Source organism: Duganella rivi, assembly GCF_009857435.1.
In the GTDB taxonomy this organism is placed as follows: Bacteria; Pseudomonadota; Gammaproteobacteria; order Burkholderiales; family Burkholderiaceae_D; genus Rugamonas; species Rugamonas rivi.
The window spans coordinates 30,943-47,004 of record NZ_WWCK01000005.1; the positions used below are offsets into that span (position 1 = coordinate 30,943).

Sequence of the window (16,062 nt, forward strand, 5' to 3'; positions counted from 1 at the left end):
TTGTTTTATGCAGCGAGGAATTCCTCTATCATTTCCGCCAGCGCGCGCGGCTGGTCGTGGTGCAGCATGTGGCCGGCGTCATAGACCATTTTCTTGGTCACATCGCGCAGGTGGCCGAGGCGGCGCTCCAGCTCCACGCGGCCGGCCGGCTTGGCGCCCATCCAATCCCACATATTGGTCTGATCGGCCTCCACCCACAGCACCGGCGCGGTGATCGCCCGCCAGCACGCCATCACATCATCGACGTGGTACGGCAGCGGGCCGGCCTGCTTGTGCACCGGATCGCCGAGAATTTCCCACTCGCCGGCATCGTTCTGCGCCGACCAGTGCTGGGCCAGGAAGGCGGCCTTGTCGTCGCTGAGGCGCGGATTGGTCTTTTGCAGGCGCGCCGCGACGGCCGCCTGACTTGGATAACCGCGCATCTCGTGCTTCTCGAGCACGCTGTCCATCCACTTGGCGTAGCGGCCCGGCGCCTGCTCCGGCTTGGACGAGCGCAGGCCCGCGCCTTCCACGTTAATCAGCTTGCGGATGCGCTCGGGACGCGCACCGGCGTACAGGCCGACGATATTGCCGCCCATGCTGTGGCCCAGCAGGTCGACCGCCTGATCCGGCGAGTAGTGGCGCAAGATCGCGTCCAGGTCGGCCAGGTAGTCGGGGAACCAGTAGGTATCGAGGCCGTTGCGCTGCGACAGGCCGAAACCGCGCCAGTCCGGCGCGATCACGTGGTAATCGCCCTTGAGCTCATCGACCACGAACTGGAACGAGGCGCCCACATCCATCCAGCCGTGCATCATGAACAGCTTGGGCGCGCCCTCGTTGCCCCAGTGGCGCACGTGGCAGCGCAGGCCGCGGATGGTCAGGAATTCGGAACGGGAAGGTTTATGCGTGCTCATGTCTGTCCTTGAAAAACCGGGGCCGGCGCCCATATCGGAACCTTGCTAGCCGTAAAGCAAAATAATAGCACGACCGTTCGATAGCTGCGCAAGCGTAAAGCCAGCGTAAAATAGCGCTATCCCACCGCACCCTACAGGTTCCAATGTCTATTTACCAACTTGGCGATCACACGCCCGAGATCGCTGCATCGTCATTTGTTGCCGAGAATGCGACCGTGGTCGGCAAGGTCAGCCTGCACGAGCACGCCTCGGTGTGGTTCGGCGCGACGCTGCGCGGCGATAACGAGCGTATCACCATCGGCGAAAATAGCAATGTGCAGGAAGGCACGGTCATGCACACGGACATCGGCTACCCGCTGACCGTGGGCCGCAACGTGACCATCGGCCACCAGGCCATGCTGCACGGCTGCACCATCGGCGACGGTTCGCTGGTCGGCATCCAGGCCGTGATCCTGAACGGCGCCAGGATCGGCAACGGCTGCCTGGTCGGCGCCGGCGCGCTGGTCACCGAGGGCAAGAGCTTCCCCGACCACTCGCTGATTATCGGCGCGCCGGCCAAGGTGGCGCGCCAGCTGACGGCGGAAGAAGTCGCCGGCCTGCAAAACGCTGCCGATAGCTATGTCAAGCGCGGCCAACTGTTCAAGACGCAACTCAAAAAGATCGGATAACAAGTATGAGCATCACCACCACCGGGCAGGACACCCTGCAAAAATTCATCTTCGAAAATGCCACCGTGCGCGGCGAGCTGATCGACATCTCCGCCACCTGGCGCGAGGTGCTGGCGCGCCACGCCTACCCGGCGCCGGTCAAGAAAGTGCTGGGCCAGATGACGGCCGCGGCGGCGCTGCTGTCGGCCAACCTGAAATTCAACGGCTCCATCATCATGCAAATCCACGGCGATGGCCCGGTGAGCCTGCTGGTGGTCGAGTGCGACGCCGACCTGCGCCTGCGCGCCACCGCCAAGCTGGCCGAGGGCGCCGAGATTGCCGGCGACGCCACCTTGACCACGCTGCTGAACGCGACCGGCAAAGGCCGCTTCATCATCACCCTCGATCCGCTGGAAAAAGTGCCGGGCCAGAAACCGTACCAGGGCATCGTGCCGCTGGACGGCGACGACGTGTCGACCGTGATCGAAAACTATATGCTGCGTTCGGAACAGCTGGACACCAAGCTGTGGCTGGCGGCCGACGACAACGTCTCGCGCGGCCTGCTGCTGCAAAAGCTGCCGCACCATGGCGGCAAGGCCGAAGCGCAGCCGGTGACGGCCGACGAAGCGCTGGAAACCTGGAACCGCGCGGTGATTCTGGGCTCGACCCTGAAAGAGCAGGAGCTGCTGGAAACCGGCATCGAGGTGCTGATGCAGCGCCTGTTCTGGGAAGAGACCATCCGCGTGTTCGATCCACAGCACCCGCAATTCCATTGCAGCTGCACGCGCGAGAAAGTCGGCAATATGTTGAAGATGCTGGGCCAGGAAGAAGTGGACAGCGTGCTGGAAGAGCGCGGCGTCATCGCCGTCAACTGCGACTTCTGCGGCCAGCACTACGAGTACGACAAAGTCGACTGCGCCCAGCTGTTCACCAGCGACGCGCCGGTCGAGACCTTGATCCCAGCCGGCGAAGCCAAGCACTAAACAATCCAGGGTCAGTTCTGCCAATCGCACACGAGCTCATGTACCAATGGCAGAACTGACCCCGAATTTATTCTTTGGCGTAGCGCTGCGCCAGCACGGCGCAGACCATCAGCTGCAGCTGGTGGAACAGCATCAGCGGCAGCACCACGGCGCCCAGTGCGCCGCCTGCGAATAGCACCTTGGCCATCGGCACGCCGCTGGCCAAGCTCTTTTTGGAACCGCAAAACACGATCGCAATCCGGTCCTCGCGGTTGAAGCCCAAACGGCGCGCGGCCTGTGCGCTAATCCCCATCACCAAGCCCAGCAGCAGTACGTTAATCAGCATCAGTCCGGCCAGCGTGGCCCACGATACCTGGTGCCACAAGCCCTGCCCTACCGCCTCGCTAAACGCGGTGTACACCACCAGCAAGATCGAACCCTGGTCGACCATGCGCGTCAGCGGCTTGTGCTTCTCCACCCACGCGCCGATCCAGCGCCGCGCTACTTGGCCGGCAATGAACGGCAGCAGCAACTGCAAGGCGATCTGCCCCGCCGACTCCAGCGGCGAGCCGCCTTGCATCTGCGCCGAGGTCAGCAAGCCGACCAGTACCGGCGTGATAAAAATCCCGAACAGGTTGGATGCCGACGCACTGCATATCGCCGCCGGCACATTGCCGCGCGCCGCCGCCGTGAACGCAATCGACGATTGCACGGTCGATGGCAACATGCACAGGAACAGGATGCCGAGGTACAAATCCGGCGTCACCAGCGGCGTCAGCACCGGCTTCAACAGCAAGCCCAGCAGCGGGAACAAGGCAAACGTACACAGCAGCACCAGCAAGTGCAAGCGCCAGTGCGTGACGCCGGCAATCACCGCCTCGCGCGACAACTTGGCGCCGTGCAGGAAGAACAGCAGCGACACGGCCACGTGCGTGACGTTATTGAAAATCACGGCGCCCTGGCCGTAGCACGGGAACAGACTGGCCGCGACCACGGTCGCAATCATCGCCAGCGTAAAGTTATCCGGCAAAAAACGGGGACGGTTCATTATTTAGGGCACTTCACTTCCAGCACATCGATGGCGCCCAGCGTTTTGGCTTGCGTGGCGCTGCGCACCAGATCAACCCGCTCCACGCAGTTCTTCTGCACCAGCCGTTCATAAGTGCGGGTGCACCCAATGACCGCATCGCCGCCGCTGCCGGCATTGCAGTAGAAGCCTTCCGCCTGCATGCGCACCAAGGCTTGCTCCATCGGCATGCCGGGCTGCACGGTCTGATTGACGAAATGGCCCAGCCTGGACTGGTCGATTGAGCAGGCTGCCAACACCAGCGGCAAGGCTGCCAATAAAAATCTCTGCATCGTAGCGATCTCCTTTTCCAAACAGCAGTGTAACGCATCGTGCAGCCGTCATGATCCGGTAACACTTGGTCACTATCATGCGCAGCGTTATTCATCCCTTAACCTGAGCAAAAAATGAACAAGAAACTCTTCGCAGCAGCGCTGACCCTTCCAATGCTGGCCATGGCCGCCAACGTAGCCGCCGCCGTCGCCGACATGGCCGACAGCGCGCCCGAAGTCGAAGCTGCCGCTGCCGCGCCGATCGCCACGGTCGAAGTTGCCACCCGCAAGACCCGCTCTTCGGTGGAGATGAGCAAGAGCGATATGCAAAAAATTCTGCCGGGCGTGAATCCGCTGAAGGCACTGCAAACCCTGCCGGGCGTGAGCTTCCAGACCGCCGACCCATGGGGCAATAACGAACAAAACCTGTCGCTGTTCATCCACGGCTTCAGCGGCCAGCAACTGGGCTACACCATGGACGGCGTGCCGCTGGGCGACCAGCAATACGGCAACTACAACGGCCTGTCGCCGCAGCGCGCCATCACCAGCGAAAACGTCGGCCGCGTGATCCTGTCGTCGGGCGCCGGCGATCTGGCCACCGCGTCGACCAGCAACCTGGGCGGCACCATCGAGACCTTCTCCAGCAACCCGCTGCCAAACAGCAACCTGGCGGTACAGCAGACCGTGGGCAGCTACAAGACTTCGCGTACCTACGCCCGCTACGACACCGGCAACTTCGGCGATGGCAACAGCGCCTACATCTCGGCCGTGCACCACGAGCAGAAGGCATGGGATTTCAACGGCCGCCAGGGCGGCGACCAGGTCAACGCCAAGTTCATCAATAACAGTAGCCTCGGCAAGCTGACCCTGTACTTCGCCTACTCGGACAAGATCGAGCCGAATGAAGACAGCACCGTGCACTCGGCCACCGAGAAGTACCAGCCGTACACCCGTCCGTTCATGTACCCGAACTTCCAGCAGGCGCTGGCCTACCTGTCGGCCACCGGCGCCACGCCAGCGGCCGAAGGCAATAACTACCGCAACTACTACAGCGATGCGCAGCGTACCGACTACCTGACCTACGCCAAGTTCGACACCAACCTGAGCGACACCACCTCGTGGTCGAACCAGATCTATTACCACAACGACGACGGCGTCGGCGTGGTGGCAGGCCCGATCGGCGTGGCCGGCTTGCCGGCGCTGTTCTCGGTCTACTTCCCGGGCCAGAACCTGAAGCAGGTGTTCGGCAATTCCGGCTTCGCCACCCGCACCACCGAATACGCAATCAACCGCAACGGCTGGCTGTCGACCCTGAACACCGAGCTGGGCGATCACAAGCTGCAAGCCGGCTTCTGGCTCGAACACAACCGTTCGTCGGCGTATCGCCGCTGGTACGCGCTGGACGTGAACAATCCTAGCTCGCCATACGACCGTCCAAGCAACCCGCTGATCACCCAGTACGGCAGCGAGATCGACAACAAGGTGGCCCAGCTGCACCTGCAAGATGAATGGCGCGTGTCGCCGGACGTGGCGCTGCAAGCGGGCTTCAAATCGAGCCTGCAATTTGCCGATGGCCAGTTCCCGGTACAGCCGAAGAACGGCGCGATTGCCAACTCGACCGCGCTGCCAGTGGGTGAAATCATCACCAAGAAATGGTTCCTGCCGCAGATCGGCGGCCGCTGGGATATCACCGCGCAAGACCAGGCCTTCTTCAACGTGCAGAAAAACATGCGCCAGTTCGTGACCTACGGCGGCGGTGGTGCATCGCCATGGAGCTTGTCGAGCCAGGGCGCGTTCGACCTGTTCAAATCGACCGCCAAGCCGGAAACCTCGATCACCTACGAAGCGGGCCTGCGCAGCAGCCACAAGGTCGACTTCGGCGCGGTGACCGCGTTTGACGGCCAGATCAACGTCTACCACGTCGACTTCAAAGACCGCCTGTTGCAGATCAGCCCGACCTCGGTGATCTCGTCGATCATCGGCGGCAACCTGGCGGTGCTGACCAACGTTGGCAGCGTCAAGACCAACGGCATCGACTTCTCCGGCACCCTGCACTTCGGCCGCAACTTCTCGCTGTACAACGCGCTGTCGTACAACCAGTCCAAGTACGACGACAACTACGTGAGCGGCAAGGACACCGTGTTCACGGCCGGCAAAAAAGTACCGGGCAGCCCGGAGTGGATGGATAAATTCGTCGCCACTCTGAACCTGGGCGACACCGAGTTCCAGCTGAGCGGCGACTACGTCGGCAAGCGCTACGCCACCTACACCAACGACCTGTCGGTGAAGAGCTACTTCCTGACCAACCTCGGCGTATCGGGCAAGCTGCCATTCCTGAACGGCGGCTGGGTGAAGAACGCGCGCTATCGCTTGAACGTCACCAACCTGACCAACAAAGAAGGCGACCTGAACGTGGTAGTCGGCGCGGCCAGCGGCACGTACAATACCTTCCCAATCGCACCACGCCAAGGCTTCCTGACTTTGATGGCAGACTTCTGATGAACACACTTTATTTGCCTAAGCGACTTTCGCGTCGCGGCTTCATCCACGCGGCGGCTGCGGCTGCGGGCGCCTCGCTGCTGCTGCCGGCATCGCAGGTACTGGCAGCGCCGGTGGCCGGCGACCTGTCCGGCCTGCCGGGCGTGGGCCCGGTCGGCGCCGGCGGCAAAACGCCGCTGGTGTTCGGCCACCGCGGCGCCAGCGCGCTGCGTCCCGAGCATACGCTGGCCGCCTACGCCAAGGCGATTGCCGACGGCGCCGATTACGTCGAGCCGGACTTGGTCAGCACCAAGGACGGCGTGCTGGTCGCGCGCCACGAAGCCTTCCTGAGCGAAACCACCGACGTCGCCAGCCATCCTGAATTTGCCGGCCGCAAGACCCGCAAGACCATCGACGGCGAAACGCACGAAGGCTGGTTCGTCGACGACTTCACGCTGACCGAACTGAAAACGCTGCGCGCGGTGGAACGCATCCCGCAATTCCGCCCGGGCAGCGCGCAGTACAACGGCATGTTCCAGGTGGTGACGTTTGAAGAGATCATCGACTTCGTGGCGGCCGAGTCGGCGGCGCGCGGGCGCATCGTCGGCATCGTGCCGGAGCTGAAGCATTCGACGTATTTCGCCAGCGTCGGCTTGCCGCTGGAAGAGCGCTTCCTGTCGATCCTGGCTGCGCACGACTACACCCGCCGCAACCCGGTGGAAATCCAGTCGTTCGAGATCGCCAACCTGAAATACCTGCGCGGCAAGCTGGGCCGCCGCGCCAACCTGCGCCTGATGCAGCTGGTGATCGGCGAGAACGTGCGCCCGATGGACGTCGCGGCAGCAGGCGGCGCGCTGACCTTCGCGCAAATGCTGACGCCGGCCGGCCTGCGCGACATCGCCCAGTACGCCGACGTGGTGGCGCCGCCAACGCGCGCCATCATCCCACTGAAAAAAGACGGCACGCTGGCCGAGCCTGGCTCGCTGGTGGAGGACGCCCACAAGGCCGGCCTGCGCGTGGAGCCATGGACGTTCCGTCCCGAGAACAAGTTCCTCGCCGCCGACTTCCGCAGCAACGCCGGCGACTTCGCGCGCCACGAAGCCGGCTCCATCGCCGAGATGAAACGCTACATCGCCACCGGCATCGACGGCTTCTTTACCGACGACCCCGCCCTGGGCCGCGCCGCCCTGGGATGATGCGCACAGGTGGGTATAGTATGTTTTTGTACACATATTTTTGTAACCAAATATTACAATACTCACCAATTCTCACTGGGTGAAACAACTTAATTTTCCTTAAATTTCATTGCTGAAATTATATTTTCCTCGCTTTTGATAGAGAAGCCGGTACCTTTTGTTTGTGACTAAAAAGGTCACATCAAAAATCTACCAATCTTTACAAAGGGATGGAAATGACACAAAGAGCACTCTCCTGCTGGCGACGCGCTACCCTGAGCGCGTTGCTGGCAGCCGCTTTCTGCACCGCGCTGCCGGCCCAGGCCGGCGACGTCACGCTGGATTTCGACGATGTCGGCTACGGCTTCCTCGGCGCCGGCGACAGTTTCGATTACATGGGGCTGCAACTGACAGCCACCTCCGGCATCGGCGACGCCGAGCAAGGCGACCTGGTGGGCGCCGTCTTTGACGGCAACGATCCCGCCATGTGCATGCGCCTGAGCTGCCCGGTCGACAACCACACCCCCGGCTACTACGCCGGCCTCAACGACGGCGCCCTGGTCATTTCCGGGCCAGGCGCCGGCTTGCAAGTCAAATCGTTTGACGCCAGCTTCATCGGCGCGTTCGAGCGCAACGGCATGATCGAGTATTACCCCGAGGTTGCCGGCCTGCTGGAAGTGCGCGGCTTCGCGGCCGACGGCAGCTACCAGTCCGAGCGCTTCGTGCTGAAGGGGCCGTACCCGGTGGGCACCGATTTCTACATGGCCCACTTCGAGACCAGCGCCGCCTTCGCCAGCCAGAACTTCACCAGCATTGCCTTCTTCGCCTACTCCTGCGACCTCGACGGCAATTGCGCCGCCTTCAACGACAACTCCGGCCAATTTGCGCTCGACAACCTGCAACTGGGCGTGTCGGCCGTGCCCGAGCCATCGAGCGGCCTGATGCTGCTGGGCGGCCTGGGCGCCATTGCCGCCGTGCGCCGCCGCCGTTCCGCCTAACCTACCTGACCATTGATCATGAAACTACAACCGATATTCATCGCGGTGGCCCTGTGCTGCCTGGGCGCGGCGCACGCCGACGACGTGCGCCGCCCCTACATCGTGCAACTGGCCGATAAGCCGGTCAGCACCTACACCGGCGGCGTCAGCGGCATCCAGGCGACCCGCCCGGCCGCCGGCCAGCAGCTCGACCTCAGCGCGCCCAACGTGCAGCTGTACAGCCAGTACCTGGCGCAAAAGCAGGGCAGCCTGCTGGCCACCATCGCCAACGCGCCGGTGCAGTACCAGTTCCAGCTGGCCCTGAACGGCTTTGCCGCCATGCTGACCGACGACGAGGTGCGCCAGCTCAAGGCACGCAGCGACGTTGCCGCCATCAGCGCCGACGCCCCGCGCCACCTGGTCACCAACTACACCACCAGCTTCCTCGGCCTCGACCAGGCCAACGGCTTGTGGAGCCAGCTCGGCGGCAAGCAGCACGCCGGCGAAGACATCATCATTGGCGTGCTCGACACCGGCGTGGTGCCGGAAAACCTGTCCTACAGCGACCGCCTCGACGTCAACGGCAAGCCGACCTGGGATGGCAACGCCAGTCTCGCCTACGATGCGCCGCCCGCCCGCTGGCGCGGCAGCTGCGAGTCCGGCGCCGGCTTCGAGCGCAGCTATTGCAACAACAAGCTGATCGGCGCGCAGTACTTTGCCAAGGGCTTCCTCGATTATGCGCCGCTGGACTGGACCGAGTTCCTGTCGCCGCGCGACTCGCACGGCCACGGCACCCACACCTCCACCACCGCCGCCGGCAACCGCGACGTGCCGGCCGAGGTCTACGGTGTCGCCATGCCGGCCAACGCCGGCATGGCCCCGCGCGCGCGGCTGGCGGCCTACAAAGTGTGCTGGACGGGCGTCGACCTGAACGGGCGCCCATTCAATTCCTGCATGGCCAGCGACAGCGTGGCCGCCATCGAGAAGGCCATCAGCGACGGCGTCAACGTCATCAACTACTCAATCAGCGGCGGCCAGACGCTGGACGACCCGGTCGACCTGGCCTTCCTGCACGCCGCCTCGGCCGGCGTGTTCGTTGCCGCCGCCGGCGGCAACGAGGGCCCGTACAACTTCACGCTGTCGCACATGACGCCGTGGCTGACCACGGTGGCCGCCACCACCCACGGCCAGCAGCAACTGGCCACCCTGACGCTGGGCAACGGCAAGCAGTACCGCGGCCTGTCGCTGAACCAGAGCGCCCTGCCGCAAACCAGCCTGGTCCTCGCCGAAGACGCCGCCCTGCCCGGCGTGGCGCCAAGCCTGGCGCGCCTCTGCCCGCTGGTCGACCCCTACACCGAAGAAGCGCTGACGGTGCTCGACCCGGCCAAGGTCAAGGGCAAAATCGTGCTGTGCCGCCGCGGCGACTACCCCGTCATCGACAAGGCGCAGTCAGTGAAAAACGCCGGCGGCGTCGCCATGGTGTTGCTGGACAACAGCCAAGGCGGCTTCCTCGCCAACTACGTGCTGCCGACCCTGCACGTCTCGCTGGAAGACGGCACCGCCATCACCGACTACGCGCGCAGCGGGCGCGGCATGGCGGCGCTGTCGGCCTTTGCCCACGTGAACGGCGCCGCCCCGGCGCCGATGGTGGCCGAATTCTCCTCGCGCGGCCCGAACTCGCTGGACCCGAACGTGCTGAAGCCGGACCTGGCGGCGCCGGGCGTCGACATCCTGTCCGGCATCGCGCCGGAACTGAGCGAGGAGCAGCACGCGCAGGTGGCGGCCGGCACGCTGAAGTCGCCGACGCCGTGGAGCTTCTGGGCCGGCACCTCGATGGCCACGCCGCACGTGGCCGGCATCGCCGCGCTGCTGCGCCAGCAACACCCGGACTGGTCGCCGGCCGCCATCAAGTCGGCGCTGATGACCACCACCCGCCCGACCGTGGCCGACAATGTGACGGACAACCGCTCCTCCGCGCCGTTGGGCCCAGGCGGACCCAGCGGCACCCTGCCGTGGGGCCAGGGCGCCGGCCAGATCGTCCCCAACAGCGCCACCGATCCCGGCCTGGTCTACGATCTCGGCAGCGCCGACTATGCCAAGTACCTGTGCGGCCTGGGCGTGACGGCGCAATGCGGCAGCGGCAGCATCATGGCCTACAACCTCAACCTGCCGAGCCTGACGGCCGCCAACGCCGGCTACGCCATCACCCTGAGCCGCAAGGTCACCAACGTCGGCGCCAGCCGCGCCACCTACAACGCCAGGGCCAGCCTGCCCGGCTTTGACGTCACGGTGAGCCCGGCCACGCTGACGCTGGCGCCGGGCGAGAGCGCCAGCTTCAACGTGGCGCTCAAGCGCACCACCGCGCCGGAACGGCAGTGGCAATACGGCGCGTTGAGCTGGAGCGACGGCAGCCATAGCGTCACCAGCCCGCTGCAGGCCAGCACCGGCTACCTGATCGACGCGCCGACGCCGGTCGTCGCGGAAAAGGCCAGCGGCTTGCGCGCGCTCAGCGTCTACACCGGCTACAGCGGCAAGCTGGCGACCACAGTGGGCGGCATGAAACCGGTCAGCCGCGCCAGCTACGAGGTGGCGCAAGCGCCGTTCAACTCGGTCGACACCAAGGAACAGATCGTCGCCGCCTGCAATGCCGGCCAGGCCGGCGTCAGGGTGATTCCGGTCGCGATCCCGGCCAACACCCTGGCCGCGCGCTTCGAACTGTTCAACCGCGATACCGGCGACGGCGGCAATCACGACCTCGACCTCGCGGTGTTCGGCGTCAACGGCGCGCTGATGGAACTGAGCGCCAAGCAGGGCTCGGACGAGAGCATCACCCTCAACAGTCCGCTGGCCGGCACTTACCGCGTGTGCGTGATCGGCAACTGGATCGCCAACAACCGCAGCACCGGCTTCCAGCTGTCCTCGGCCATCGTCACCCCGGCCGACAACAACGGCACGCTGAAGGTCACGCTGCCGACCAAGGTGTACGCGGGCGCCTACGCCACGGTGGGCGTCAGCTGGTCGGGACTGGCGCCGCAGCAGCGCTACTTCGGCGTACTGCAGTTCGCCGACGGCGCCGGCACGGTCGGCAGCACCACGGCGGTCAGCATCGATACCGGCAACCCGGTACCGCTGCCGCCGCCGCTGAGCAAACAAGTGCGCACCCAGCGCCTGAAAGCCCCTCTTTAAAAGGACCATACCATGAAAGCACATACTTTTTGCGCGGCCATCCTGGCGGCATTGACCACACTGGGCGGCGGCAGCGCCCACGCCCTGGCGCCGGCGACCGTGGATTTTTCTCACGACATGCAAGGCTGGAAAGGCGGAGGCGCTGCCGGAGTGCCCAGCAGCGGCATCGATGCAGCGCTCGGCAATGGCAGCAACGCCTTACACATCGACGGCGCCGCGTCGTCATTTGAACTGAGCACCCGCACCAACGCCAGTTTCCTCGGCGATTACAGCGCCATGAAGTCGTTCACCTTCAGCCTCGACATCTCGGTGGCCGAAATCGCCGACGGCTTCCCCGGCGGCTGGCCGATGCGCCAGCAACTGATCCTGGAGCTGCGCGACCACGACAAGCCCGGCGACGTCACCGCCTACTCCAGCGTGTGGTACTCGCTGGGGGTGATCGGCGATGGCCTCCCGGCCGACCAGCACTTGTCGGTCACGGTGCTCGACACCAGTTCCGGCACCCTGCCGGCTGGCTGGAACGGCTATGGCGCGTTCGACCAAAACTACGAGTCGCACCTGCCCTACGGCCAGAGCTTTGCCCGCATCCTGAAAGATGTCGATGAAATGGCGATCGTCTCCATGCGGCCTGACTCGGTGCAGGGCACTGTGATCTACTACAATCTGGCGATCGACAACATCAAGGTCTCGGCAGTGCCAGAACCGGCCAGCTACAGCATGCTGCTGGCCGGCCTGGGCCTGCTCGGCTGGGCCGCCCGCCGCCGCGTCGTGCAGCAGTAAGCAACCGGGCCGCGCGCGCCGGCGGTGCGCGCGGCCTGCCTGATTAACGGCTGGCCTGCTTGGCGGCATCCAGTGTGGGCAGGGCGGCGGTCAGATCAATCCACGCTTGCGGCACCGGTTTCTCGCGGCTGCGCACGCCGAAGAAGCTCACTACTTCGTTGCCGTCCTTGTCGTAGAACTCGACGTTCACCACGCCCGCGCGCTTGACCACGTAGCCGCTCACCAGCGCGCTATCACGCAGGTGCAGGTTGAACTCGGGATCCAGCACGTTGAAGTAGCCGCCCGCCTCCTGCACCTTGTTGATCTTGCCGCTGAAGATCTGGATGGTCGATTCATTGCCCAGGAAGGCCATGATTTCAACCTGCTGCTTGGCCGCTTGCTCCAGCAGTTGGCGCACAGCTTGCGGCGCAATGCGCTGCACTTTGTCGACCGGGCCCAAACGCATGCCTTGCTCACGCGTCACGCCGAACTCGGTCAGCAGACGGTTGAACTGGTGCACGTCGTTGATTTCGTTCCACGCCTGCTGGAATTCTTTCACGTCCACTGCGCTGTCGGCCTTCGGCGCTTTTTTAGCCGGCGCCGCCACCACGTTCAGCTCGGCGCTTTGCGATGGATTGCGGAAGTCGGCCACGATCTTGTCGAACACGGCCACGCCTTCGTCGCTCTTCACGTAGACCTTGTGCGCGGCGTTGCCGCTGGCGTCGAAGAATTGCAGGCTGCGCGATACCGCGCCGTCTTTGCCCGGCTGCACCACGGCAAACGCGTACTTCCAGTTTTTGAACGTGAAGCGCAGGTCGATCTCGCCACCGAGGTAGCCGCCGGCGATGTTGCGCATGCGCGCTTCGCGTTCTTTCTCCTTGTCCGCATCGAGGCCGGTGATCGGCTCTTGCGGCTTCATGCGCGTTGCCACGCCGGTGCGTTCGAGGATGGCGTTTTCGTTGCGGGTCATGGCCATGACCTTGCCGAGATCGAGCGCGCGGCGCATGATTTCGCGCGGCACGTTTTCGCCTTCCTGCAGGCGGGTCACGGTCTTGCCGATGCCGTTGGCGGCCAGCAGTTCCGCTTCCGACACGTTCAGCTTGGCAGCGGCGTCGCGCAGCGCCAGCTTGGGCTGTTCGGTGCGCAGCGCTTCATAGCGCTCGGTCAGACTGGCTGCGCCCGCCGGCAACGACGAAATCAGCAGGGCGCCGCTCAGCGCCAGGGCAAATCGATGGTGGGGTTTCATGGCTAGCTCCTTAGTAAATCACTTTGAGGTTGAATGCGTAGTTGCGGCCCGGGCGCGACTGGCGCTCGATGTCGGCAAACGTCGCCGCCGTGGTAGCGGCAGCCAGGGTGCGCGACGAGGCGTAGTCCCAGTACTTCTTGTCGCCGATGTTGTACACGCCGCCGCTGAGGACAACGTGCTTGCCGATGTTCCAGTACGCGGTCAGATCGAACACGCTGTAGCCCGGCACTTTGAACATGGTGGTGCTGCTGCCGGTCAGCACGTCGCTGGCCGCTTGCTTGCCGCGCACGGTGCTGGCGGTGAAGGCCGCGCCGCCGCGCAGGGCCGGATCGTCATACGCGAAGGTGGCGTTGGCCTTGTACGGCTGGACCGATGCCAGGTCGGCCGACTTGCCGGTCTTGGTGTTGTCCGCCGTGCCTTTCGATGCGCCGGCCGCCAGGTTGACGCTGTAGCCTTTCATGTTTTGCAGCCATTGTCCCAGCACGAAGCGGGTGTTGAACTCGGCGCCGTAGATGCGCGCCTCGCCGATATTCTCTGGACGGAACAGGCCTTGGGTGATGGTCGGGTAGTTGACGCGGTCGACCGGCTGGGTGGCGTACTCGATGAAGTCGTCATACCTGGTGTTGAACACCGAGGCGCTGAATTCCACGCCCGGCGTCAGCACGCCTTTCAGGCCCAGCTCGAATGCGTTGCTGGTTTCTTTTTTCAGGTCTGGATTGCCCAGCACGGCGTAGCCGGTGCCGGTGCCGGTGTAGCTGAACGAGTCGTAAGTGCCGGTGCGCTCGGCTGCCGATGGCAGTCGGGTGCCGCGCGAGTACTGCGCGTAGGCGTTCAGGTTAGGCGCCAGTTCCACCGACAGGTTCAGCGATGGCGTCAGGTAGGAATCGGTTTCTTCCTTGATTTCCTTGGCCGCGCTCGGCACGGCAACCACGTATTTGTCGAGGTTCTTCGGCGTCAGCTTGCGCTGTTCGGCGCGCAGGCCCGGCGTCAGCGTAGCTTGATGGCCGGCCAGTGCGAAGCCGAACTCGCCGCGCACGTAGGCGGCGTATTTGTCGGTGTCCATGTCGGCCATGCGCGACTTGGTGGTGTACTGGTGCGCGCCGGTGGCGACCACCAGGCGATCTTCAGTCCACGGACGGCGGCTTTCCAAGCGTTCGTATTGCACGCCGTAGCTGAGCAGATTGCCCACGCCCAGTTGCTTGGTGGCGTCCAGCGACAAGCCCTTGCTGTCGTTGTAGTAGCCGGTGTTGATGTCGCGGATGTACTTCTGGCCGCCCGAGAAGTAATCGGCGTGGGTCAGGTCGACCACTTCGGCTTTTTGCGTGTACAGCTTGCTGTCCAGGGTATCGAACAGGGCGACGCCGCTTGGCGTCCACTGGTGATCGACGCTGAAGCGGTTGCGCTTGGTGTTCGAGTTTTGCGTGACGCCGGTCGGGTACAAGGTGCTGGTCTTGTTGTCGTAGTTGCGGTCGTGCTCGGCCTTGAAGTGGTCGATGGCGAAGTTCAGTTTTTGGCCCGGCGCGATAGTCCAGTTCAGCTTGGCCAGCACGGCGTCCGAGTTCCAGTCGTCCGGGTTGACCGGCACGCTGCTCTTGCTGTCGGCTTGCTCGCCAGTGCGGTGCACAGCCACGATCAAGGCTTTCAGGCCAGGATTGATTTCGGTAGCGGCGGTGACCGCGTGCATGCGGCTGGCGCGGTCCGCGGTGTAGCCGAATTTATAGTCGGCGTAGACCTTGCGCGTGCCGTCGAGGTAGTCTTCCGGCGACTTGGTCACGAAGGACACCGAGCCGCCGAGGCCCGGCGTGCCCGTGCCCGATGGGCTGGAGCCGGAACCAATGCGCACGTCGCGGAAGGTCTCCGGGTCGAAGTAGTCGCGGCCGATGCCGAAGGCGTTCAAGGTGCTGCCGTCCGGTTTCGGCGCCGCGTCCGGCAGCGAGATGCCGTCCAGATCGAGGCTGACACGGTTGCCTTCAATGCCGCGAATGTTAAAGCCGGTATTGCTGGCGCTATCCCACACGCTGCCGCCACCGCTGGCCGCTGCCGGCACGCTGATCAGCGGCGAGTAGCGCGAGATGTTGCTCATGTCGATGGCGTTGTTCTGCTCCAGCTGGCGCGAGCTGATCACAGTGGTGCTGCCGTTGCGGGTGGAGGTGGCGGCGTCGTCGCGCTTGGCTTGCACCAGGATTTCCGACAATTCGCCGGCCGATTTGGTTTCCTGCGCAAACACCGGCAAAGCAACCGCGCCCAGCATCACCAGCAGGGCGGATTGGACGTGAAGAGACAGAGGCGCGGCCAGGTGCCGGGCGCCCGTAAGGGTAGCGACCATAGTTATCCAAGAGAGAGATGTTAAACGGCTGGCTCTCGGGGATATGATCGCTGGCAAAAACGCATCTTAACAATA

Annotated in this window: 12 protein-coding genes; 7 read left to right on the forward strand and 5 right to left on the reverse strand. The window is 64.2% G+C overall.

The genetic code is table 11. The features are described 5' to 3' along the window. Positions 1-5: 5 nt before the first annotated feature. Positions 6-893, reverse strand: a complete 888-nt coding sequence (locus tag GTP45_RS16300) for an alpha/beta fold hydrolase (RefSeq protein WP_161014945.1) — start codon at positions 891-893, stop codon at positions 6-8. Between the two features lie 143 nt (positions 894-1,036). Here GTP45_RS16300 and GTP45_RS16305 point away from each other — a divergent pair, with 143 nt between their 5' ends. Both GTP45_RS16305 and hslO read left to right on the forward strand, forming a co-directional pair. Then, positions 1,037-1,561, forward strand: a complete 525-nt coding sequence (locus GTP45_RS16305) for a gamma carbonic anhydrase family protein (RefSeq protein ID WP_161014946.1) — start codon at positions 1,037-1,039, stop codon at positions 1,559-1,561. 5 nt (positions 1,562-1,566) lie between these two features. After that, complete coding sequence (gene hslO / locus GTP45_RS16310) at positions 1,567-2,523, forward strand: Hsp33 family molecular chaperone HslO (protein WP_161014947.1); 957 nt, start codon at positions 1,567-1,569, stop codon at positions 2,521-2,523. A gap of 67 nt (positions 2,524-2,590) precedes the next feature. Here the strand turns inward: hslO and GTP45_RS16315 are convergent, their stop codons facing one another. Next, positions 2,591-3,550, reverse strand: a complete 960-nt coding sequence (locus GTP45_RS16315; protein WP_161014948.1) for a bile acid:sodium symporter family protein — start codon at positions 3,548-3,550, stop codon at positions 2,591-2,593. Continuing rightward, positions 3,550-3,861, reverse strand: a complete 312-nt coding sequence (locus tag GTP45_RS16320) for a hypothetical protein (protein ID WP_161014949.1) — start codon at positions 3,859-3,861, stop codon at positions 3,550-3,552. The genes GTP45_RS16315 and GTP45_RS16320 overlap by 1 nt, the downstream gene beginning before the upstream one ends. 114 nt (positions 3,862-3,975) lie before the next feature. Here GTP45_RS16320 and GTP45_RS16325 point away from each other — a divergent pair, with 114 nt between their 5' ends. From GTP45_RS16325 to GTP45_RS16345, 5 genes are all read left to right on the forward strand, one after another. Beyond that, positions 3,976-6,339, forward strand: a complete 2,364-nt coding sequence (locus tag GTP45_RS16325) for a TonB-dependent receptor (protein WP_161014950.1) — start codon at positions 3,976-3,978, stop codon at positions 6,337-6,339. Then, complete coding sequence (locus tag GTP45_RS16330; RefSeq protein WP_161014951.1) at positions 6,339-7,514, forward strand: glycerophosphodiester phosphodiesterase; 1,176 nt, start codon at positions 6,339-6,341, stop codon at positions 7,512-7,514. Before GTP45_RS16325 ends, GTP45_RS16330 begins: the two co-directional genes overlap by 1 nt. A gap of 215 nt (positions 7,515-7,729) precedes the next feature. After that, the gene (locus GTP45_RS28400) at positions 7,730-8,491 is read left to right on the forward strand and encodes an NF038120 family PEP-CTERM protein (RefSeq protein WP_217363366.1); all 762 of its coding nucleotides are present in this window, start codon (positions 7,730-7,732) and stop codon (positions 8,489-8,491) included. 18 nt (positions 8,492-8,509) lie between these two features. Beyond that, positions 8,510-11,656, forward strand: a complete 3,147-nt coding sequence (locus GTP45_RS16340; protein ID WP_161014952.1) for a S8 family serine peptidase — start codon at positions 8,510-8,512, stop codon at positions 11,654-11,656. 12 nt (positions 11,657-11,668) lie between these two features. Next, positions 11,669-12,436, forward strand: coding sequence for a PEP-CTERM sorting domain-containing protein (locus GTP45_RS16345; RefSeq protein ID WP_229258505.1), 768 nt, complete (start codon positions 11,669-11,671; stop codon positions 12,434-12,436). Positions 12,437-12,479: 43 nt separating this feature from the next. On the opposite strand, the gene GTP45_RS16350 is transcribed toward GTP45_RS16345, so the two are convergent. Both GTP45_RS16350 and GTP45_RS16355 read right to left on the reverse strand, forming a co-directional pair. Next, positions 12,480-13,661: a hemin-degrading factor gene (locus GTP45_RS16350; protein WP_161014953.1), complete on the reverse strand. Its 1,182-nt coding sequence runs from the start codon at positions 13,659-13,661 to the stop codon at positions 12,480-12,482. Positions 13,662-13,671: 10 nt separating this feature from the next. Further along, on the reverse strand, positions 13,672-15,987 hold the full coding sequence (locus GTP45_RS16355; RefSeq protein ID WP_161014954.1) for a TonB-dependent receptor domain-containing protein: 2,316 nt from the start codon (positions 15,985-15,987) through the stop codon (positions 13,672-13,674). Positions 15,988-16,062: the final 75 nt, after the last annotated feature.

Bases quoted from the DNA above. Each gene is read 5' to 3' on its own strand.
- GTP45_RS16300 (WP_161014945.1), bottom strand. From the start codon at position 893: ATGAGCACGCATAAACCTTCCCGTTCCGAATTCCTGACCATCCGCGGC.
- GTP45_RS28400 (WP_217363366.1), top strand. From the start codon at position 7,730: ATGACACAAAGAGCACTCTCCTGCTGGCGACGCGCTACCCTGAGCGCG.
- GTP45_RS16320 (WP_161014949.1), bottom strand. From the start codon at position 3,861: ATGCAGAGATTTTTATTGGCAGCCTTGCCGCTGGTGTTGGCAGCCTGC.
- GTP45_RS16315 (WP_161014948.1), bottom strand. From the start codon at position 3,550: ATGAACCGTCCCCGTTTTTTGCCGGATAACTTTACGCTGGCGATGATT.
- GTP45_RS16305 (WP_161014946.1), top strand. From the start codon at position 1,037: ATGTCTATTTACCAACTTGGCGATCACACGCCCGAGATCGCTGCATCG.
- hslO (WP_161014947.1), top strand. From the start codon at position 1,567: ATGAGCATCACCACCACCGGGCAGGACACCCTGCAAAAATTCATCTTC.
- GTP45_RS16355 (WP_161014954.1), bottom strand. From the start codon at position 15,987: ATGGTCGCTACCCTTACGGGCGCCCGGCACCTGGCCGCGCCTCTGTCT.
- GTP45_RS16350 (WP_161014953.1), bottom strand. From the start codon at position 13,661: ATGAAACCCCACCATCGATTTGCCCTGGCGCTGAGCGGCGCCCTGCTG.
- GTP45_RS16325 (WP_161014950.1), top strand. From the start codon at position 3,976: ATGAACAAGAAACTCTTCGCAGCAGCGCTGACCCTTCCAATGCTGGCC.
- GTP45_RS16330 (WP_161014951.1), top strand. From the start codon at position 6,339: ATGAACACACTTTATTTGCCTAAGCGACTTTCGCGTCGCGGCTTCATC.
- GTP45_RS16340 (WP_161014952.1), top strand. From the start codon at position 8,510: ATGAAACTACAACCGATATTCATCGCGGTGGCCCTGTGCTGCCTGGGC.
- GTP45_RS16345 (WP_229258505.1), top strand. From the start codon at position 11,669: ATGAAAGCACATACTTTTTGCGCGGCCATCCTGGCGGCATTGACCACA.